A 19550-nucleotide genomic window follows, 5' to 3' on the forward strand; every position below is an offset into this window, starting at 1 on the left:
CAGGATGGCAGCTCACGCGGTGGGCTGCCGTCCTGTCAGTCCGTAAACACACAAATTTCTAGACAGAGGGGTTCACATGGCGAACTACACTGCTGCTGACATCAAGGCCCTGCGCGAGCGCACCGGCGCCGGCATGATGGACGTCAAGAAGGCTCTTGACGAAGCCAACGGTGACGCCGAAAAGGCCATCGAGATCATCCGCATCAAGGGCCTCAAGGGCGCTACCAAGCGCGAAGGCCGCTCCACCGCTGAAGGCCTGGTTGCTGCCAAGGTCAACGGTGGCGTTGGCGTAATGATCGAGGTCAACTGCGAGACCGACTTCGTTGCCAAGTCTGACAAGTTCATCCAGCTGGCCGACAAGGTCCTCAACGTTGCAGTCGAGTCCGGCGCAGCCGACCTCGAAACCCTGCTGGCCACCGAGGTCGACGGCAAGCCGTTGTCCGAGGTTGTCGTCGAAGAGGGCGCTGTCCTCGGCGAAAAGGTTGTTGTCCGCCGCATCTCCCGCGTTGAGGGAACCACGGTTGACGCCTACCTGCACAAGACCTCCAAGGACCTCCCGGCCCAGGTCGGCGTCCTGTTCGCTGTTGACGGTGAAGGCGAAGCCGCTGCAACCGCAGCACACGACATCGCTGTCCACGTTGCAGCCATGGCTCCGAACTACCTGACCCGCGAAGACGTCCCGGCCGAACTGGTCGAGTCCGAGCGTCGTATCGCCGAAGAGACCGCAAAGGCTGAAGGCAAGCCCGAAGCTGCTCTTTCGAAGATCGTGGAAGGCCGCGTGACGGGCTTCTACAAGGGTGAAGTTCTGGTTGACCAGGCATTCGCCAAGGATTCCAAGAAGACTGTTGCACAGGTCCTCGAAGAAGCCGGCGTCAAGGCAACCGCAGTAACCCGTTTCCGCGTAGGAAACTAGTAATTCATGAAAAGGGGTGGTCACTTCGGTGGCCGCCCCTTTTTCATGCACCCGTCCGGGTAGTACCTGCGCGGACCCACAGCACGATAATCTAGCCAGAGTCCACCAACGGGAAGGCACCATGGAAACCGTCAACACTGCAATCCAGCCCGAGAAGACCCGCCGACGTGTACTTCTGAAGCTTTCCGGCGAGGTCATCGGCGGAGGCAAGCTCGGCGTCGATCCTGAAACCGTCCGGGCTATCGCCAAGCAGATCGCGGCAGCCGTATCCGACGTCGAAGTTGCGATCGTCGTGGGCGGTGGCAACTTCTTCCGGGGCGCCGAACTGTCACAGAGCGGCATGGACCGTTCCCGCGCCGACTACATGGGCATGCTGGGCACGGTCATGAACTGCCTCGCCCTCCAGGACTTCCTGGAACAGGCCGGCGTGGAGACCCGCGTCCAGAGCGCCATAACCATGGGCCAGGTAGCGGAGGCCTACATCCCGCGCCGGGCCATCCGACACATGGAAAAGGGCCGTGTGGTCATCTTCGGTGCCGGAGCAGGCCTGCCGTATTTCTCCACCGACACTGTCGCTGCCCAGCGTGCCCTCGAGGTTCACGCTGATGTGGTCCTCATGGCCAAGAGCGGCGTGGACGGCGTCTACACCGCAGATCCCAAGAAGGACCCCTCAGCAGAGAAGCTCGACGTGCTCAGCTATGACGATGCCCTGCGCCGCGACATCCGGGTCATGGACCAGACGGCCATGACCATGTGCAAGGACAACCAGCTCTCCATGGTGGTCTTCGGCATGGAAGGCGAAGGCAACGTTACCCGGGCCATCCTCGGCGAAACGCTGGGAACCCTGGTTACTCCGTAGCAAGGGCTAGGATATTTCTAGGACCGTCCGCCCCACGTGGCGGATCTTTACTATGCATTTCTTTACCGTGCATTGCCGCCTGACGTTGGGCAGCAACTACTTTCTGAGGAGAAACCCGTGATCGAAGAGACCTTGCTCGAAGCCGGCGAGAAGATGGACAAGGCGGTTGAGGTAGCCAAGGACGATTTCGCCACGATCCGCACCGGCCGGGCCAACCCCGGTCTGTACAACAAGGTGATCGTCGAGTACTACGGCACACCCACTCCGCTCCAGCAGTTGGCTTCCTTCGGTGTACCCGACGCCCGCACCATCCTCATCACGCCCTACGACAAGACCGCACTGCGTGACATCGAAAAGGCACTGAGCGACTCCGAGGTGGGCGCCAACCCCTCCAACGACGGCAATGTCATCCGTGTGACCATCCCGGAGCTCACCAAGGAGCGCCGCAAGGAGTACGTGAAGATCGTCAAGGGCAAGGGTGAGGACGCCAAGGTCTCCATCCGCAGCATCCGCCGCAAGGCGAAGGACAGCCTGGACAAGCTCGTCAAGGATGGCGAAGCCGGTGAAGACGAGGGTGCCCGCGCTGAGAAGGAGCTCGACGCCCTGACCAAGCAGCACGTCGACAGCATTGACGAACTGCTCAAGCGCAAGGAAGCCGAGCTGCTCGAGGTCTGATGAACCAGGCAGAGCCGGCGCCCGCTGAGCGGGTCCCGACACGCGACACTCCCAAACGCGCCAGGCGTGTGCGGGCGAACCCCACTCCGAAGGCAGGGCGAAACCTTCCGGCGGCCATCGGCGTCGGGCTTGCCATGCTGTTGGCCGTTCTGGGCGGCCTGCTGTTCCTTCCGCTCGGATTCGTCCTCCTGACCACGGCGTTTGCGGTCCTGGGTGTCTGGGAAGTTTTCCGGGCACTCGAAGCACAGGGCACCCGGATGCCGATCATCCCAGTGATGGTCGGCAGCCTGGTGATGCCGGTCTCTGCTTATTTCGGTGGCCTTGAAGGGCTGCTGTTCACCATGACGGCGAGCTCCGTGGCCGTCCTGCTGTGGCGTTCCATCGAAAGCGCAGCGGGGGCACCGCGCAGCGTGTTCGCTGGAGTTTTCACCCTCGCCTGGATTCCGTTTCTGATCAGCTTTGCTGCGCTGCCGTTGCACGCAACAGGCGGGGCAACTCCGGTGGGTTTCTGGCCCAACGGCATCCCGGACGGCGCGTGGCAGATCGCCTCGATGTTGTTGTTGGTCGTTTCCAACGACACGTTCGGTTACATCGTCGGGGCGTCCTTCGGGAAGCACCCCATGGCGCCGAAAATCAGCCCCAAGAAGTCCTGGGAGGGTTTTGCCGGATCGGTTGGCGGGGCCATGGTGATCGGTGTCCTGGCCTGCATCTTCATCCTTGACAGGCCGTGGTGGGTGGGGCTCATCCTTGCTCTTGGCATGGTGGCCGCAGCCACTGCCGGAGACCTCGCCGAGTCCATGGTCAAGCGCGAGCTTGGCGTCAAGGATATGAGCAGCATCCTGCCCGGCCACGGCGGCGTCATGGACCGTTTGGACTCCATCGTGTTCGCGGCCCCTGTAGCCTATGTTTTGTTCGCGCTGCTGAGCGGCGTCTGAAAAACCAATGAAGGAAAAGTAGTGTCAGTGGATATTCGACGCCAGATTCCCGCAACGTTCGAACGTGTTGAGCGCAGCAAGTTCGGCTACAACGCCAAGCAGGTGGATGAGTTCCTCCAACGGGCCAGGAAGTCGTTCGAGAGTCCCGTAGGCGCCGCGGACCAGATAGCCAGTGGTGACGTCCGTAATGTGGCGTTCGATCCCGTCAAGGGTGGGTACGACGCACACAGCGTCGACGCTGCCCTGGATCGCCTGGAGGACGCTTTCGCCCGCCGCGAGCGTGACGACCTCATTAACCAGCAGGGTGAGGAGGCCTGGCTCCGCCAGATCGGCAAGCTCTCCGGCATCCTCCGGGGCAGACTGCACCGGCCCGACGGCGAAAGGTTCCGTCGCCCGTCCAAGAAGCGTGCCCGCAGCTACAACGTCCAGGACGTCGACGCCCTGTGCGCTGAACTCATTGGTTACCTGGAGCACGACCAGACGCTCAGCGTGGACACTGTCCGCCGGGCTGTCTTCCGTGCAGCCAAGGGCGACGAAGGTTATGAAGAAGCGCAGGTGGACGCGTTCCTGGCGCGTGTCGTGGAACTCATGGCTGCGATCGACTAGGCCCTTTTTTCGGGAGATCGCGAGACCGGCGGGTTGTTTTTCCAGACCTCAAGGTACCTGCGATGTCCCCTGGCCAGTGAGGTCACGAAGAAGGCCAGGGCGGCTAGTACTGCAATGCCAACGGACAGGGCCACCGGTAATCCGCCGACCAGCATCGCGGACCCCAGCAGCAGTGCGATGAGGGCGGAGTTGACCGTCCCCATGAACACCATGCTGCTCCCGGCCACTTGGCTGAAGTCGCGGCGGCCACCGAAGAAGTAGTAGGTCCGCTTGGCCCCTTCTTCGTCGTCGTGAAAGCTGGCCATGAGGTAGGGCGCCACCCCTGGGTCGAGGTCCACGTACGCGGCGCGGAGCCTGTTCATGGCGATGACGTACATCAGGTCTTCCATGCCCACGCTCATCACGCGCACGTGTGTGAGCAGTCCAACCACTACGTCGATGCTGAGTATGGTCAGCGCAAAGGCCCTGAACGCATCCGAAAACTGGGTGGCGTTACCCACCAGCGCCACGCTGAGCAGGCTGGCTGAGGTAAAGGTGAGGAACATACTGATGCGGGTGAGGACCTCGCCTTGGGTGGTGCTCCTGGAAGCGAGCAGGCTCCAATGCTCGGTGGCCAACAACTGCGCCCGGACAGCGGGCGGAAACTCGGTCGCTGTAGCCGGCGGATCGTAGCTGACCGGCCGTGGTTCCTCGGACATGGCGTCATTGTCCACCTTGAACGATCCTCGAACAACAGGGTGGTGCTGCCTTACCGCTCAGTCACGACAGGGCGTTCGGGCACGTGCAGCCGTGACATGATGCGGTCCACCGAGGACGGAACACGGCCCTTGGTCATGACGGACACAGCCACTGTCACGGCGAAGGCCGCCGGGACGGTCCATGCCGCCGGCTGGGCCAGCCAGGCCGGAGCGCTTCCACCGCCCATCACCGTGCCGGCCACCATGGCGCCCCCGCAGAGCAACGCGCCTGTCAGCATGCCCGCGATAGCCCCCGCATCGGTCAAGCCACGCCACCAGATTCCCAACAACAGCACCGGACAAATGGTGGAGGCCGTGAAGGCAAACACCAGGCCAACGCTTCCGGCCAGGGCAAGGCTGTCGGTCATGAAGGCAAAACCCAAAGGCACGACGGCGGCCAGTACTGCCGCGAGCCGGAACCCTTTGACGCTTCCACCGAAGAGGTCCTGGCTGATGACGCCGGACAAGGAAACCACCAGGCCCGACGTCGTGGACAGGAAGGCGGCGAAGGCTCCTGCGACGACCAGGGCCGAGAGGACATCACCAGCCGTTCCACCGATCAGCCTGCCTGGGAGCAGCAGGACCAGGGCGTCAGCTTGGCCGGACTGTGCGAGCTCGGGCGCGTACATTCGCCCGAGTGCGCCGGAAAGCGTAGGGAACAGGTAGAAAACGGAGAGTAGTCCCAGCACGATCAACGTGGTCCGCCGCGCTGACTGGCCGTCCGGGTTGGTATAGAACCTGACCAGCACGTGCGGCAACCCGAGGGTCCCGAAGAGCAGGGCTACCAGCAGGGAGATGTGTTGGTAGGCGCCTGCGGCAGCCTGGCTGGTCGGGTTGACTGTGAGGGGTGCTTGTGGAGCCGACCCATTACCGGCCAGCACCAAGAGGACGAACACGACCGGCACGGCCAGGGCCGTCAGCTTCAGCCAATACTGGAACGCCTGGACAAAGGTGATGGAGCGCATCCCGCCTGCCACCACCGTCAGGCACACCACCACAACCACCGCCGTCGAACCAACCCACGACGGCAGGCCCGTGGTGATCCTGATGGTGAGGGCGGCCCCGTGAAGTTGCGGGACGATGTACAACCACCCGACGGCTACCACCACCAGGCTCGTCACGCGTCGGACCAGCGCCGAGTCCAGCCGGGCTTGGGTGAAGTCCGGGATGGTGTAAGCGCCGGAGCGCCGTAGGGGAGCGGCCACGAAGAGCAAAAGCATCAGATAGCCGGCCGTGTACCCCACAGGGAACCAGAGTGCGTCGGTGCCTGAGAGCAGGATCAGTCCGGCAACTCCCAAAAAGCTTGCCGCGGAGAGATACTCGCCCCCGATCGCCGACGCGTTCCACCATGGTGGGACGGTGCGCGAGGCGACGTAGAAGTCGCCTGTCGTCCGGGAGATGCGTAAACCGTAGAAGCCGATGACCGCCGTCGTGATGGAAACGGCGAGGAACGCGACGAGGCTGACAACAGGGTTCACTTGTCCTCCACAAGGTCCCGGTAGCGGGCCTCGTTCCGGGCCGCGGCGCGGTTATAGAGCCAGGCGCTGAGCCCAATCACCGGGTAGACGCCCACTCCGAGGGCCAGCCAATCCAGGGGAACTCCCGCAATCCGGGTTTCAGCCACGCCCGGACCGTACACGAGGATCAATGCGAACACGGCCAGGATGACCAGGAACCCACAGGCCACCACCAACGCGAGGCGCAGCTGCGAGCGGATCAGCGAGCGGACAAACAGGCGGCCGGAGTCGGAGTCCTCCGCTATTTCACGGGGACTCGTCACCCGGCCCGGGGCCAGGGGAGCGGACTGCCGCGGCGCCGTGACGCGGACCCTGGTCATCCTTGCGGCCGGATACGCGTGGAGTGCAGTTTGTCCCTGACAGCGGGAAGGTGGCGCCGGCTGATGGGCAGCTCCGCGCCGGACACAGCCACACTGGGGCCGGTGGCCGAAAGCCTCAAGTGCTGTACGTGGCTGAGGGCGATGAGGTACGAACGATGGATGCGGATGAAGCCGGCTTCCGCCCATTTCTGCTCCAGGTCGCTCAAGGGCACCCGGATGAGGTAGCTTGCCTCGCTGGTGTGCAGCCGGGCGTAGTCGCCTTGGGCCTGGACGTAGGTCACGTCGTCACGCCGGATCATGCGTGTGGTGCTGCCAAGATCAACCGTGATCATTTCCGGCGCCGGTGTGCCGTCCTTGATCAGCTCGCTGATCCGGTCCACGGATCGGGTCAGCCTCTCGGCCCGCAGCGGCTTCAGCAGGTAGTCGACCGCGGCCAAGTCGAAAGCCTCAAGGGCACAATCCTCGTCCGCGGTGACGAACACGACGGCGGGCGGGTTGCTGGTGCGCGAAATGGCCCGCGCGATGTCCAGGCCCGACAAGGCCGGCATATGGATGTCGAGGAAAACTGCGTCTACAAGTTCCGTTTCAAGAGTCCTCAGGGCCTCGGCCCCCGATGATGCCCGGTGGATGGCCCCAATCCGCTCATCCCGTCCCAGGAGGAAGGCGAGTTCTTCGACGGCGGGCAGTTCGTCGTCGGCGACGAGCACGTTGATCATCCTTATAGATTAGTCCGCGGTTCAGGCGTCGTGGCCCGGTTGCGACTTGGGTACACGCAGGGTGATCAGCGTCCCTTCGCCGGGTGCCGTCTCGATAACCAAACCGTGTTCGTCCCCGTAAACCTGCCGAAGCCGGGCATCCACATTCCGCAAACCCACGTGATCGCCATCCGTGTGCCCGGCCAGTACCGACCTGAGATGTTCGGGGTCCATGCCAACGCCGTCGTCCTCGATGGTGACTTCGGCGAACGCTCCGGAGTCATTGGCGCAGATAGTGATGTGGCCTGGGCCCTCCTTTGCTTCAAGGCCATGCCGCACTGCATTTTCCACCAGGGGCTGCAGGCTGAGGAACGGGATGACCGTGCTCAGTACCTCCGGCGCAATCCGCAGGCTGACCTGGACCCGCTCGCCGAACCGGGCCCTTTCCAGGAGCAAGTAGCGGTCGATGCAGCGCAGTTCCTCCGCTACCGTGGTGAAATCACCGTGCCGCCGGAATGAATACCGGGTGAAGTCGGCGAACTCCACCACGAGTTCCCTGGCCCTGGCGGGATCGGTGTTGATGAACGAGGCAATGGCGTTCAGTGAGTTGTAGATGAAATGTGGGCTGATTTGTGCCCTCAACGCCCTGACCTCTGCTTCCATCAGGAGGGTCCGGGACGCTTCGAGTTCCGCGAGTTCCAGTTGGGCGGCAATCCAATCAGCCACTTCGCTCGTGGCGCGGACCAACCCTGCCCCTGCGGCGGGTGCCAGGGCGGCCACCGCTCCGACCACCCTGGACCCGGCCCGGATAGGCGCAATGACAGCGCTGAAGTCCTGCCCCGGTTTTTCGATGCCGGCATCGCGTGCGTGGGGGACCACCACCGTCCTGCCCGTGCTCAGCACGTCAGCCGCGAGGCGCATCAGCGACGGCCGGAGCTCTTCCCCGGCACCGTCCCATGCAAGGACGGCGTCAGTATCCGTGATGGCCAGGGCATCGCAACCCAGCAGCACCCGCAGTTGTTTACTGGCCTTGGCTGCTCCCGCGGGTTGGAGGCCGCCCCGAAGGTGCTGCCCGGCCCTCGATGCGGCGTGCAGCGTGTTGTACGTGGCACGCTCGGCGTCGGTGCCAAGGTCGCGGAACGATCGGATCACCTTCAAGCCAACACCCACGACGACGGCGACGGCCAGCACGATCACAGCGATGGCGGCGAGGCTGAAAAGCGGAGAGTCGGGCATACAGCCAGCGTAGTCAATGAATTTGCCAGCATCCTGCCGTTCGGCGCAGCGGTGCGACCGTTGAGCGACGCCGCACGGCTCACTACTGGAAGAGACCGCGTGCCGCGTTCGATAGTGATTGCAGTCACATCAGCGCCGAGGGTGGAGCTGATGTGGGCACATCACAACCAGGAGGAACCAATGGGTAATGAGGCCCACCCCCACGACGCTGCGGCGTCCGTGGACTTCCAGGAAGTCCAACAAACGGAACAGTTCAGGACACTGCGCAAGCGGCATCGCAGCTTTGTCTTCCCCATGGCCGTCATATTCCTGCTGTGGTACTTCGCGTACGTCCTGCTGGCCGCCTACGCCGTCGAGTTCATGTCCACAAAGGTCTGGGGCAACATCAACGTCGGCCTGATCCTGGGGCTGCTCCAGTTCGTCACCACGTTTGGCATCACGGCCTGGTACGTGAGCTACTCCAACAGGAAGCTCGACCCGATCGCTGCGGAGATCCGCATTGGGATCGAAGGCCACCAGTTCGATAAGGATGGAAACATGATCCAAGGGGAGGCCAAGTGAACGTCACCATGGTCCCGGCAGTCGAGGTCGCTGCCCTGAAGGACACCACGCTGTTGAACATGGGGATCTTTGCCTTGTTCGTCGCAGTCACCATGGTCATCGTGTTCCGGGCAAGCCGGAACAACAAGACGGCCGCCGACTACTACGCTGCCGGCCGCTCCTTCACTGGCTCCCAAAACGGAACGGCCATCGCAGGCGACTACCTGTCGGCGGCGTCGTTCCTTGGCATCACCGGCGCAATCGCCATCAACGGGTACGACGGCTTCCTGTACTCCATCGGCTTCCTGGTCGCCTGGCTCGTGGCCCTGCTGCTGGTGGCCGAACTGCTCCGCAACACGGGCAAGTTCACCATGGCAGATGTCCTCTCCTTCCGGTTGCGTCAACGCCCTGTCCGGATCGCGGCTGCGCTATCCACCCTCGCGGTCTGCTTCTTCTACCTCCTGGCCCAAATGGCCGGCGCGGGCAGCCTGATATCGCTCCTGCTGGGGATCAGCGACTGGGGCGGGCAAGCGCTGGTGATTATCGTCGTCGGCGCGTTGATGATCATGTATGTGCTCATCGGCGGCATGAAGGGCACCACCTGGGTGCAGATCATCAAGGCGATCCTCCTGATCGCCGGCGCCGCAGTCATGACAGCCATGGTGCTGGCGATCTACGGCTTCAACCTCTCCAGCCTGCTGGGATCGGCTGCAGAGGCTGCCAACAACCCGGCCGTCCTTAACCCCGGCCTGCAGTACGGCAAGACCGAAACGTCCAAGTTGGACTTCATGTCACTGGGGCTGGCTTTGGTCCTCGGTACAGCAGCCCTGCCGCACGTCCTTATGCGCTTCTACACCGTTCCCACCGCAAAAGAAGCGCGCAAGTCCGTGGTGTGGGCCATCTGGCTGATCGGCCTGTTCTACCTCTTCACCCTGGTGCTGGGTTACGGAGCAGCAGCCCTGGTGGGCGCGGAAACCATCAAGTCGGCACCCGGCGGCGTCAACTCTGCAGCACCTCTGCTGGCCTTCCACTTGGGCGGTCCGCTGCTTCTGGGCTTCATCTCAGCTGTCGCGTTCGCCACGATCCTGGCAGTGGTGGCCGGCCTGACCATCACCGCAGCCGCGTCCTTCGCCCACGACATCTACGCGAACGTTATTTCCAAGGGCAAAGCCGACGCTACTGCAGAGGTGAAAGTTGCCCGGCGCACTGTTGTGGTGATCGGCGTCCTGGCCATCCTCGGTGGCATCTTCGCCAACGGCCAGAACGTGGCATTCCTGGTGGCATTGGCCTTCGCGGTCGCGGCATCAGCCAACCTCCCCACCATTGTCTACTCGCTGTTCTGGAAGAAGTTCACCACCCAAGGCGCCGTATGGAGCATGTATGGCGGCCTCGCCGCGGCAATCCTGCTCATCGCGTTCTCACCCGTGGTTTCGGGTGCCAAGACCTCCATGATCCAGGGCGCCAACTTCGCGATCTTCCCGCTCAGCAACCCGGGCATCGTCTCCATCCCGTTGGCCTTCTTCCTGGGCTGGCTCGGAACGGTGCTGGACAAGCGGCGCGAAGACCCGGCCAAGCAGGCAGAGATGGAGGTGCGCTCGCTGACCGGAATCGGAGCCGAGAAGGCGGTGGACCACTAAGTCCACTCCCGCGGTAACCATGAAGGGCCCCTCCTGGCGCAACAGGAGGGGCCCTTCAGTGCGGGGTCACTTCTTGAGGCTGAGCCATTCAGTCAGTTGTTCCAACGGCCATGTGGTGACGATCCGTTCCTTCGGTACACCCAGGGCTTCCGCTCGCGCAGCCCCATACTGCAGGAAGTCGAGCTGGCCGGGAGCGTGCGCGTCGCTGTCGATGCTGAACAGGCACCCGGCGTCGAGGGCCATTTTGATGAGGTTGTCCGGCGGGTCCTGCCGTTCGGGGCGGGAATTGATTTCCACTGCCACGCCCCACTCTGCGCACTCGCTGAATACCTTGGCGGCATCGAACTCGGACTCAGGCCGGGTGCCGCGGGATCCCTGGACGAGCCGTCCCGTGCAGTGGCCCAGGACATTGGTGTGTGGGTCGCTGATGCCGCCGAGCATCCTTGCGGTCATGGTTTTCTTGTCTGAGCGAAGCTTTGAATGGACGCTTGCCACCACCACGTGCAGGCGGTCCAGCATGTGCGGTGCCTGGTCCAGGGTTCCGTCCTCCAGGATGTCCACCTCAATGCCCTTGAGTAAGCGGAATCCGTCCTGTGAGGCATTGATGTCTTCCACCAGGCCCAACTGGTCTTCGAGACGTTCGATGCTCAGGCCGTTGGCAATGGTGAGGTTGGGGGAGTGGTCCGTGAGAGCCAGGTATTCGCGGCCCAGAGTGCGTGCTGCCGCCACCATGGCTTCGATGGGAGATCCGCCGTCGGACCAGTTGCTGTGACTGTGAAGATCGCCGCGCAACGCGGCCCGAAGTGTTTCGCCGCCGGCGGCCAGGGCTTCGGTGCCACGCTCCCGCAGGTCGGCCAGGTACTCCGGCACCCTGTCCTCCAGCGCCTGGGTTATGACTTCCGCGCTCCGGTTGCCGACGCCCTTAAGGCTGGTGATCCTGCCGGCACCGACCAGCTTTGCGAGGTCGTCGGGCGCCAGCTGCCGGACGGCGTCGGCCGCTTTACGGAAGGCCTGGACCTTGAAGGTGGGTGCTTGGCTGCGTTCGAGCCAAAAGGAAATTTCGTCGAGCGCCTCGATGGGATCCATGGCTCCATGATCCACGAACCAAGCGCACCATCAACAGTGGGCAGTGTCGATGGTGCGCCGGTCCGGTCACTACCTAGTGGTGGTGACCCTGCTCCAGGGCGGGATTGGAGCCCTGGCTGTGCTCTCCGTGTGGCACGGCGTGCTGTCCCGCCATCGACGCCGCCAGTCCCGGAGTTGCAACTGTTGCAACAACGACGGCGGCTCCGAACGCGGCTGCCAGAAGCCGCCCGGTCCTTGGCTGGCCGTGGGTGCCGCCGTCGTTGGTCTTGCGCTGCCGCCTCAGCCAGCCCGCTCCGGCGAGCGCCATCAGGGTCAGGCCGAGGGCGGCAAAGTGGCTCACATCCAAAGAGCGTTGGATGCTGATTCCGCTCGCCACCACGGCGAGGTGCGCTACACCGGCTGCGGCCAAGGCCGGAAGCGCATAGCGGGCGAAGACCAGGGAGTTGCGGTGCAGTCCCCACAGCGACCACGCCAGGAAGGCAAGGCCGGCCAGGAGAGTCACGACACCCGAGACCATGAGTCCCGGTGCCGTGGCTCCAGCTCCGGCGATGTAGCCGGCGGCCACGGAGAGCTCGACCATTCCCGCAGCCATGGCGGCGAAATAAACGAACAACAACGTCGCTGCGCTTAGCGTGGGGTGGTTTTTGTTCTCCATGGTCGTAGCTCCTCGCTCTCCGGAGTCGGTGATCAACTGTTCGGTCATCAGCCCGTGGGTGACGTGGCGCTGTGCTTAGGCGCGGGCGGAGGCTACGACGGCCTTGTCCTGCGAGAGGGCAACGCCGAGCAGGACTACGGCGCTCGCGAGGTGCAGCACGTTGTCAGCGCCGTTGAGGGCGATGATGTTCAGTGAGCTGCCGACGAGGAAGAGCCCGACGATACCTACCAGCAGGTAGACCCCACCAACCGTGGTGTTGACCGTCTTGGACAGGGTGACACTGTTCATGCCTGAGTAAAGCAGGGCGGCACCGATGGCCAGGTGGATGATGTTGTGAAGCGGGTTCACGGCGAAGATGATCAGGTTGGCACCCTCGGTGGCGAAGAAGCCGATTCCCGAGGTGACAAAGAATCCGAGCACGCCTACCAGGAGGTAGACGGCTCCGAAGATGGTGGCGATCAAGCGATTGGGCGAAGTACGCATTGGTCCGAACCTTCCGATGATGGCCGGAGAACTCCGGCCGTCCTGCTGAATCCCAAGTGGGGTTCTCAAGCAGTGATTCGGACCATGTGCAGTGTCGGATGGGTGGCGGGGGAAAAAACTTTGGGCAGTTTAGGGGCGTAGCCGGATACTGCTCATTTTGAGGTCTTTGGTGCCCTCGAAAACGTACTGGAGGTCGATGGTCTTCCCGTCGCATTGCAGCTTGCCTGCGAGGTCGGCGGTGTTGTTGCCGTTGTTGGATTTCACGTTAACGGAGTTGTAGACCGGCTTGCAGGAACTGTCCAACCGCAGGCCTTCAATTCCGTCAATGAAGGATTGCTTGTCAAGCTCGTCCTTCAGCGGTTGGCTGAGGTAGTTGTCGTAGGCCTGCTCCGTTTGGCCGGACACCACGAGGGTGGTGAACTCGTCCGCGAGGGACCGTGCCTTGGACGTAGAGTCGCCCACAAGGTTGACGAGAACCAGGATGCCAACAACGGCCAGGACAATGACGCCGGCAACTATCCCAAGGACGATCCACAAGACCTTTCGGCTCTTTTTGGGCGGCAACTGGCCGTATGGGCCGCCAGGGTACTGACCGGGGTACTGGCCGGGCGGGACCGGGCCGTGGTTCTGGCCGGGTGCTGCGTACGGTGGGTACGGGTTTTGGCCATACTGTTGGCCGGGTGCTGCGTACGGTGGGACGCTGCCTGGCGGCTGGGCGGACGACGGCGGCTGTTGCCACTGCGGCGGTTGGGCGGACGACGGCGGCTGTTGCCACTGCGGCGGTTGGGCGGACGACGGCGGTTGTTGCCACTGCGGCGAAGCGCCGGTCTGCGGTGGGTAGCCCGGGTTCGGGGGAACCGGCGGCTGCGCGTGGCCAGGCTGGTTAGGGTTCGGTTCTTGCGGGTTGCTCACGGTAGTGCCCCTTTCGGCAGCCTCTTCAACGCCACCACCTGACCGGGGACCTCTGGACGGTCCCCGGTTCGTCCACTTGAATCAAAGCGCATCCGGCACTTGGTGTACAGCCAACCCGCCCGTCAGGACTCGGAACGACGCCCGAGCAACGGTTGAACGCGGTAGGGGATCATCTCTCGCATCGCCAGCGCAGTATCGGTCCGGTCCACTCCGTCGCAACCAAGGATCTTGCCGTTGATGCGGTAGAGGTCTTCCGCGTCCAAGGCGACGACCCGAAGCAGGAGGTCTGCTGATCCCGTCAGGCCGAAGCCTTCAAGGATTTCCGGGATGTCGGCAAGGTCCTGGGCAAGGGACGCGAGCTTCTGCTGTTGCACATGGACGGTGATGAACGCCGTCAATGGGTAGCCGAGCGCGACCGGATTGATGCGCCTCTCGAAGGAGAGGAACGCATGCTTCTTCTCCAGCTGGGCCATGCGGGCCTGGACCGTGTTCCGGGAGAGCCCCAACTTCTGTGCCAGGGCCACCACGGTCCCGCGGGGATCTTTCGCCATGGCGGAAAGGAGCCGGGTATCAGTGCCATCCAAAGGGTGCATAATGCGCAAGATTAGCACGGGCAGGAAAGCCCAAACAGAGCACATTGCTCAATTTCTGCGAGGGTAGTTGTACCCCTTGTAACTTGTGAGTAGGGTCACAATTAACTCCGGCGAAGGTGCCGGAGGGCCGGTCTGCGGCAGGACCACAAGTCCAGCCAGCGCCGACAAAAACGAGCCGGAAGGTTGCGATCACCTGTGTTGACGGATCAGGCGGGCAAGGGAGTGCACAACGACACTCCAGGCCCAGGACAAAGTGCACAAAATCCCCTGAGGACTGGCGGCGATCTGCTCCAGCTGGTTTCTCCGGACGGCGAGCGGATCAGCCATCCGGAATTCGATGTCTGGGTCAAGGATGTTGGCGATGAGGCTTTGTGCTCCTTGTATGAGGACATGACAGTCATCCGCCGCATAGATGCCGAGGCAACCGCGCTCCAGCGGCAGGGGGAGCTCGCACTGTGGCCCCCGCTCCTCGGGCAGGAAGCGTCCCAGATAGGTTCGAGCCGATCGTTGCGCGACGACGACTTCGTTTTTCCGAGCTACCGCGAAAGCGGTGTGGCCTACGTGCGCGGAGCCCACCTCTCCGAAATCGCCCGGGTATGGCGGGGCAACGCCTCCTACGGGTGGGACCCCCAGCGCATCAACCTGGCCACACCCCAGATCATCATCGGTTCGCAGAGCCTGCACGCCACTGGTTACGCCATGGGAGTCCAACTGGACGGCGCCAACACGGCCGTCCTTGCCTACTTCGGCGATGGTGCCACCAGCGAAGGCGACGTCAACGAAGCCATGGTCTTCGCCGCCAGCTACCAAGCCCCCGTGGTGTTCTTCTGCCAGAACAACCACTGGGCCATTTCAGAGCCGGTCCGGCTCCAGTCGCACGTTCAGTTGGCTGACAGGCCCACGGGGTTCGGAATTCCGAGCATCCGGGTCGACGGCAACGACGTCCTCGCTGTCATGGCCGCAACACGCGTCGCTTTGGACCGCGCACGATCCGGCGGCGGCCCCACCTTCATCGAGGCGGTGACGTACCGTATGGGTCCGCACACCACGGCCGATGACCCTACCCGCTATCGCGACCCCATCGAGCTCGAGGACTGGGCCGCCAAGGACCCCATCCTCAGGTTGCGAAAGCTCCTTGAAGCCAAGGGCCTGCTGACCGAGGATGTGGAGGCCCGCGTCAAGGCGAAGGCTGACGCTGTAGCTGCGGAACTTCGCTCCAGCTGCATCGGCATGGCCGACCCGCAGCCACTGGACGTTTTCAATCACGTCTACAGCACACCCAATCCCTGGATAGAACGACAGAAAGACCACTACTCGCGGTACCTGAACAGTTTCAACGAGTCCGTCGAGGAAGGTGCACTCTGATGTCCAAGCTCACTTTTGCCCGTGCCATCAACGCAGGCCTCCGGAAGTCCCTCGAAAACGACCCCAAGGTGGTCCTCATGGGTGAGGACATAGGCTCACTGGGTGGCGTCTTCCGCGTCACCGACGGGCTTCAGAAGGACTTCGGAAAGCACCGGGTCATCGATTCCCCACTTGCCGAGTCAGGCATTATCGGGACCGCGGTTGGCTTGGCCTACCGCGGTTACCGCCCGGTGTGTGAGATCCAGTTCGACGGCTTCATCTACCCCGCGTTCGACCAGATCGTCAGCCAGGTAGCAAAGATGCACTACCGCACGCAGGGGCGGGTGAAAATGCCCATCACCATCCGTGTTCCCTTCGGCGGTGGCATCGGCTCCCCGGAGCATCACTCCGAATCGCCCGAGGCGTACTTCACCCACACCTCCGGGCTGCGCGTGGTGGCAGTGTCCAACCCGCAGGACGCCTACACGATGATCCAGCAGGCCATCGCTTCGGACGATCCCGTCCTTTACTTCGAGCCCAAGCGGCGCTACCACGACAAGGGTGATGTGGACGAGGCCATCGACCTTTCCACTGCGCTTCCCCTGGACAAGGCGGCTGTGGTGAACGGGGGATCGGACGTGACCTTGGTGGCTTACGGTCCTCTGGTCAAGACGGCCAAGGACGCTGCCATGGCTGCCGCGGACGACGGTATCTCCGTGGAAGTCATCGACCTCCGTTCCCTGGCTCCCGTGGACTATCCCGTGGTGGAGGCATCGGTCCGCAAGACGGGCCGCCTGGTCATCACGCATGAAGCCGGCCAGTCCGGTGGCCTCGGCGCAGAGATTGCTGCGAGCATCACCGAGCGCTGCTTCCATTACCTGGAGTCAGCTCCGGTGAGGATCACCGGTTTCGATGTGCCGTACCCGTACTCGAAGCTCGAAATGCACCACTTGCCCGACCTTGACAGGATCCTCGACGGTGTAGACCGGGCCCTGGGTCGCCCCAACTCCCTGAGCGGACTGGAAGGATGACCGCCACAATGATCAAGGAATTCAAGCTGCCGGACTTGGGCGAAGGCCTGACCGAATCGGAAATCCTGAGCTGGAAGGTGGCCGTGGGGGACACCGTTACGCTCAACCAGGTCATCGCGGAGGTGGAAACCGCCAAGGCTGTGGTGGAGTTGCCTTCGCCTTTCGCTGGGACGGTCGCGGCGCTGCACGAGCAGCCCGGCACCGTAGTGGAAGTCGGCAAGCCGATCGTGTCTTTCGAGGTGGACGACGCCGGGCCCTCCAACGGCGGCAGTGGCAACGGCGGCAGTGGCACCGCAACGGAACCTGCCGGCACTGAGGCGAGCCCCACGAAACGCGAGCCGAACCTGGTGGGTTACGGAGCCGTCGTCGAACACACCGGCCGCCCCACCCGGCGCGCCCGCGGCGCGGCCCAAGCAAGCCCAACGGCGTCGCCAGCACCAGCCGCCCCCGCGACTGGGGTTGGCGAACGTCCGCGCTCCACTCCTCCTGTCCGCAAGCTTGCGCGGGACCTCGGAGTGGACCTGTCGGCGGTTAGCGGGACGGGGCCGGGCGGACTCATTACCCGGGACGATGTCCAGGCCTTCACCAGTGACGTCACCAGCACTGTTGGCACTCCGGAAGAGATCGCCGGAAATGCAGCAATCCCGGCGCACGCAGGTCAGGGCGAGCGGGAAACCCGGACGCCCATCAAGGGCGTTCGCAAGTTCACTGCTGCTGCGATGGTGCAAAGCGCCTTCACGGCGCCGCATGTGACCGAGTTCCTCACGGTTGATGTCACGGCGACGATGGACCTGCTGGCACGGCTCAAGGGCAACAGAGCGTTCGAGGGCTACAAGCTGACGCCGCTGACCATCGCTGCCAAGGCCGTGCTTGTGGCGCTCCGGAACAATCCCACGCTGAACTCGCGCTGGGATGAGGCCAGCCAGGAGATTGTGCAGTTCAACTACGTGAACTTGGGGATCGCCGCCGCGACACCCCGCGGCCTGACTGTCCCGAACATCAAGGACGCAGACCGGTTGACACTGCGTGAGCTCTCCACTGCGCTTACTGAACTGACGGACACTGCGCGAGCCGGCAAGACGTCTCCGTCGGATCTCTCCGGAGGGACTATTTCCATCACCAACATAGGTGTGTTCGGTATCGATGCCGGAACACCCATTCTGAATCCAGGTGAGGCCGCCATCGTCGCCCTCGGCGCTGTGCGGAAGGCTCCGTGGGTTGTGAACGACGAACTTGCGGTCCGCCAAGTCATGTCGCTCAGCCTCTCCTTCGACCATCGTCTGGTGGATGGTGAACAGGGTTCACGGTTCCTTGCCGATCTCGGTGCCATCCTGTCCGACCCGGCCATGGTCATGACCATGATCTAAAGCCCCTGAAGCTGCGCCGGCCCATCCCTTGACGAGTGCTTGCAGGAAACTGCAGCCAAGGGGTGGGCCGTCGCGCGTCCGGTCCTGGGACGCCTCAGTCCTCGGTGGGTGTGGTCCGGTTTGAGTGTACGTCACGCCAACTGTGCTCGGGTTCGAATCCCAACAGTCTGTGGGCCTTATCGATGGAGAGCATCGTCTCGTGCTCGCCAAGTTCCTTCACAACCTCGACGCCGGGAAAGACCTCCGCCGCAAGCTCAGCGCTGCTCCGGCTCATCACGGTATCTGAGGCGGCGATGATGAAGGTCTCGAAGCCCGGCTGAGCATGTTCCAGGGCCCGGACCACGGCAAGGGCACCATCCCGGGCATCGATGTACCCCCAGAGGTTCCATTTACGCAGAGTTGCATCGGAGTCGAAGGCTGGGAACGCTTCATAGTCTTCGGGGTCCATCACGTTGGAAAAGCGCAGTGCGGTAATGCTCAATTCCGGGTCCCAGCGTGTGAGCTGGATGGCCATCTGCTCCTCGAGGTGCTTGACCAAGGAGTACGTGCTTTCGGGTCGCGCCGGATACTCTTCATCGACCGGAATGTAGGGTGGGTCGACGTCAAAGGGCAGGCCAAGCACCGTCTCGCTTGAGGCGTAGACCACCTTCTTGATTCCGGCTCTCCGAGCGGCTTGGAAGACGTTGTACGTCGAGACCATGTTGTTCTCGAATATCGCGGCATCCGGGGCCAGCCCTGGGGCCGGGATAGCGGCCAAGTGGACGATTGCGTCCAAGCCGCTGTGTTGATCGTCCAAGCCCATGATGACGTCAACGACCTGTCCATAATTGCGGAGGTCTACATTGACATAGCCGCGGCCACGAGCGCCAGCTCTGTCCATATTAAGGACTTCGTGGCCATCCTGCGTCAGCCGCCGGACCACGCTCCTGCCCAGCTTTCCGCTTCCGCCCGTGACGGCAATCTTCATGGTCTGCTCCTTCTTAGTGGCTAAATCTGCTTTGTTCGGTAGGGGTCCGGTTTTCAGCGTAGGTGGAATGACGGCCGAACACAGCCCCTCAGGCAGGTCCTGGGAGTCCTAGGAAGGCCGGTACGACCCAAGGCATATGGCTCGGCGCGCGGAAGTACCTGTCCTCGGCTGCCCCCCCGCACACCGGATCCCTCTGTTTTGAGTGGAATCCCTCTGTTTTGAGTGGATCCATCATGTTCTGAGTGGAGTGTGGTGGTGGTTGCGTCGGGGTGTTTGGTGGGGGTCGATGTGGGGTGGGGGGATGAACCAGGGGACGCCGTTGGTGTTGGTGATGGTCCATTGTTCTTTGTGGATGAGGTGGTGGTGGTGGGAGCAGAGGAGGGTTCCGTTTTCTGTTCCTGTGGTTCCGCCGTGGGACCAGTAGGTGATGTGGTGGGCTTCG

At 63.1% G+C, this 19550-nt stretch carries 22 protein-coding genes; 10 read left to right on the forward strand and 12 right to left on the reverse strand.

The genetic code is table 11. From position 1 onward, the window contains the following. Positions 1-76: 76 nt before the first annotated feature. The 5 genes from tsf to LRQ04_RS09195 all read left to right on the forward strand — a co-directional run bounded on the left by tsf (position 77) and on the right by LRQ04_RS09195 (position 3988). Entirely contained in the window at positions 77-913 is an 837-nt protein-coding gene (tsf, locus tag LRQ04_RS09175) for a translation elongation factor Ts (protein WP_211711728.1), read from the forward strand. Positions 914-1034: 121 nt separating this feature from the next. Beyond that, positions 1035-1772, forward strand: coding sequence for a UMP kinase (gene pyrH / locus LRQ04_RS09180; protein ID WP_235519676.1), 738 nt, complete (start codon positions 1035-1037; stop codon positions 1770-1772). Positions 1773-1889: 117 nt separating this feature from the next. Beyond that, positions 1890-2447, forward strand: coding sequence for a ribosome recycling factor (gene frr, locus LRQ04_RS09185; protein WP_090819256.1), 558 nt, complete (start codon positions 1890-1892; stop codon positions 2445-2447). After that, positions 2447-3382 carry a phosphatidate cytidylyltransferase gene (locus LRQ04_RS09190; RefSeq protein ID WP_235519677.1) on the forward strand — a complete coding sequence of 312 codons (936 nt, stop codon included), beginning with the start codon at positions 2447-2449 and terminating at the stop codon, positions 3380-3382. The genes frr and LRQ04_RS09190 overlap by 1 nt, the downstream gene beginning before the upstream one ends. A gap of 21 nt (positions 3383-3403) precedes the next feature. Further along, positions 3404-3988 (forward strand): DivIVA domain-containing protein, encoded by a 585-nt coding sequence (locus tag LRQ04_RS09195; RefSeq protein WP_235519679.1) that lies wholly within the window; start codon positions 3404-3406, stop codon positions 3986-3988. On the opposite strand, the gene LRQ04_RS09200 is transcribed toward LRQ04_RS09195, so the two are convergent. From LRQ04_RS09200 to LRQ04_RS09220, 5 genes are read right to left on the reverse strand one after another with little or no spacing between them, the layout of a single operon-like run. Then, positions 3985-4686 (reverse strand): hypothetical protein, encoded by a 702-nt coding sequence (locus tag LRQ04_RS09200; RefSeq protein WP_235519680.1) that lies wholly within the window; start codon positions 4684-4686, stop codon positions 3985-3987. The two genes, LRQ04_RS09195 and LRQ04_RS09200, sit on opposite strands and share 4 nt — an antisense overlap. A gap of 50 nt (positions 4687-4736) precedes the next feature. After that, on the reverse strand, positions 4737-6203 hold the full coding sequence (locus LRQ04_RS09205) for a cation acetate symporter (RefSeq protein WP_235519682.1): 1467 nt from the start codon (positions 6201-6203) through the stop codon (positions 4737-4739). Then, positions 6200-6562 (reverse strand): hypothetical protein, encoded by a 363-nt coding sequence (locus LRQ04_RS09210; protein ID WP_235519684.1) that lies wholly within the window; start codon positions 6560-6562, stop codon positions 6200-6202. The genes LRQ04_RS09205 and LRQ04_RS09210 overlap by 4 nt, the downstream gene beginning before the upstream one ends. Further along, complete coding sequence (locus tag LRQ04_RS09215; protein ID WP_235519686.1) at positions 6559-7278, reverse strand: LytTR family DNA-binding domain-containing protein; 720 nt, start codon at positions 7276-7278, stop codon at positions 6559-6561. The genes LRQ04_RS09210 and LRQ04_RS09215 overlap by 4 nt, the downstream gene beginning before the upstream one ends. Positions 7279-7299: 21 nt before the next feature. Beyond that, entirely contained in the window at positions 7300-8493 is a 1194-nt protein-coding gene (locus LRQ04_RS09220; protein WP_235519690.1) for a sensor histidine kinase, read from the reverse strand. A 180-nt stretch (positions 8494-8673) separates the two neighbouring features. On the opposite strand from LRQ04_RS09220, the gene LRQ04_RS09225 reads away from it, so the two are divergent. Both LRQ04_RS09225 and LRQ04_RS09230 read left to right on the forward strand, forming a co-directional pair. Next, positions 8674-9054: a DUF485 domain-containing protein gene (locus LRQ04_RS09225; RefSeq protein ID WP_235519692.1), complete on the forward strand. Its 381-nt coding sequence runs from the start codon at positions 8674-8676 to the stop codon at positions 9052-9054. An 8-nt stretch (positions 9055-9062) separates the two neighbouring features. Further along, positions 9063-10670 (forward strand): cation acetate symporter, encoded by a 1608-nt coding sequence (locus LRQ04_RS09230; protein ID WP_235519752.1) that lies wholly within the window; start codon positions 9063-9065, stop codon positions 10668-10670. Positions 10671-10736: 66 nt separating this feature from the next. On the opposite strand, the gene LRQ04_RS09235 is transcribed toward LRQ04_RS09230, so the two are convergent. The 5 genes from LRQ04_RS09235 to LRQ04_RS09255 all read right to left on the reverse strand — a co-directional run bounded on the left by LRQ04_RS09235 (position 10737) and on the right by LRQ04_RS09255 (position 14399). Further along, positions 10737-11756, reverse strand: a complete 1020-nt coding sequence (locus LRQ04_RS09235; RefSeq protein WP_235519693.1) for a PHP domain-containing protein — start codon at positions 11754-11756, stop codon at positions 10737-10739. Positions 11757-11829: 73 nt separating this feature from the next. Then, complete coding sequence (locus tag LRQ04_RS09240; RefSeq protein WP_235519695.1) at positions 11830-12459, reverse strand: hypothetical protein; 630 nt, start codon at positions 12457-12459, stop codon at positions 11830-11832. Positions 12460-12486: 27 nt separating this feature from the next. Beyond that, positions 12487-12894, reverse strand: a complete 408-nt coding sequence (locus LRQ04_RS09245) for a DUF4383 domain-containing protein (protein ID WP_235519697.1) — start codon at positions 12892-12894, stop codon at positions 12487-12489. Between the two features lie 129 nt (positions 12895-13023). Beyond that, complete coding sequence (locus LRQ04_RS09250; protein ID WP_235519698.1) at positions 13024-13806, reverse strand: hypothetical protein; 783 nt, start codon at positions 13804-13806, stop codon at positions 13024-13026. Positions 13807-13928: 122 nt separating this feature from the next. Continuing rightward, positions 13929-14399 (reverse strand): Lrp/AsnC family transcriptional regulator, encoded by a 471-nt coding sequence (locus tag LRQ04_RS09255; RefSeq protein WP_235519699.1) that lies wholly within the window; start codon positions 14397-14399, stop codon positions 13929-13931. A 195-nt stretch (positions 14400-14594) separates the two neighbouring features. On the opposite strand from LRQ04_RS09255, the gene pdhA reads away from it, so the two are divergent. Genes pdhA through LRQ04_RS09270 form a run of 3 tightly spaced genes read left to right on the forward strand, consistent with a single transcriptional unit; the run spans position 14595 to position 18141 of the window. Then, complete coding sequence (gene pdhA / locus LRQ04_RS09260; RefSeq protein ID WP_235519700.1) at positions 14595-15764, forward strand: pyruvate dehydrogenase (acetyl-transferring) E1 component subunit alpha; 1170 nt, start codon at positions 14595-14597, stop codon at positions 15762-15764. Further along, a complete protein-coding gene (locus LRQ04_RS09265) occupies positions 15764-16774 on the forward strand; it encodes an alpha-ketoacid dehydrogenase subunit beta (RefSeq protein WP_235519701.1) in 1011 nt (336 codons plus the stop codon). Before pdhA ends, LRQ04_RS09265 begins: the two co-directional genes overlap by 1 nt. Continuing rightward, complete coding sequence (locus tag LRQ04_RS09270; RefSeq protein WP_235519702.1) at positions 16771-18141, forward strand: dihydrolipoamide acetyltransferase family protein; 1371 nt, start codon at positions 16771-16773, stop codon at positions 18139-18141. The genes LRQ04_RS09265 and LRQ04_RS09270 overlap by 4 nt, the downstream gene beginning before the upstream one ends. A gap of 94 nt (positions 18142-18235) precedes the next feature. Here the strand turns inward: LRQ04_RS09270 and LRQ04_RS09275 are convergent, their stop codons facing one another. Further along, positions 18236-19108: an NAD(P)-dependent oxidoreductase gene (locus LRQ04_RS09275; protein ID WP_235519703.1), complete on the reverse strand. Its 873-nt coding sequence runs from the start codon at positions 19106-19108 to the stop codon at positions 18236-18238. 231 nt (positions 19109-19339) lie between these two features. Next, a partial coding sequence (locus LRQ04_RS09280; RefSeq protein ID WP_235519704.1) for an HNH endonuclease occupies positions 19340-19550 on the reverse strand: 211 nt, incomplete at its 5' end.

Source organism: Paenarthrobacter sp. AR 02, assembly GCF_021538675.1.
In the GTDB taxonomy this organism is placed as follows: domain Bacteria; phylum Actinomycetota; class Actinomycetes; order Actinomycetales; family Micrococcaceae; genus Arthrobacter.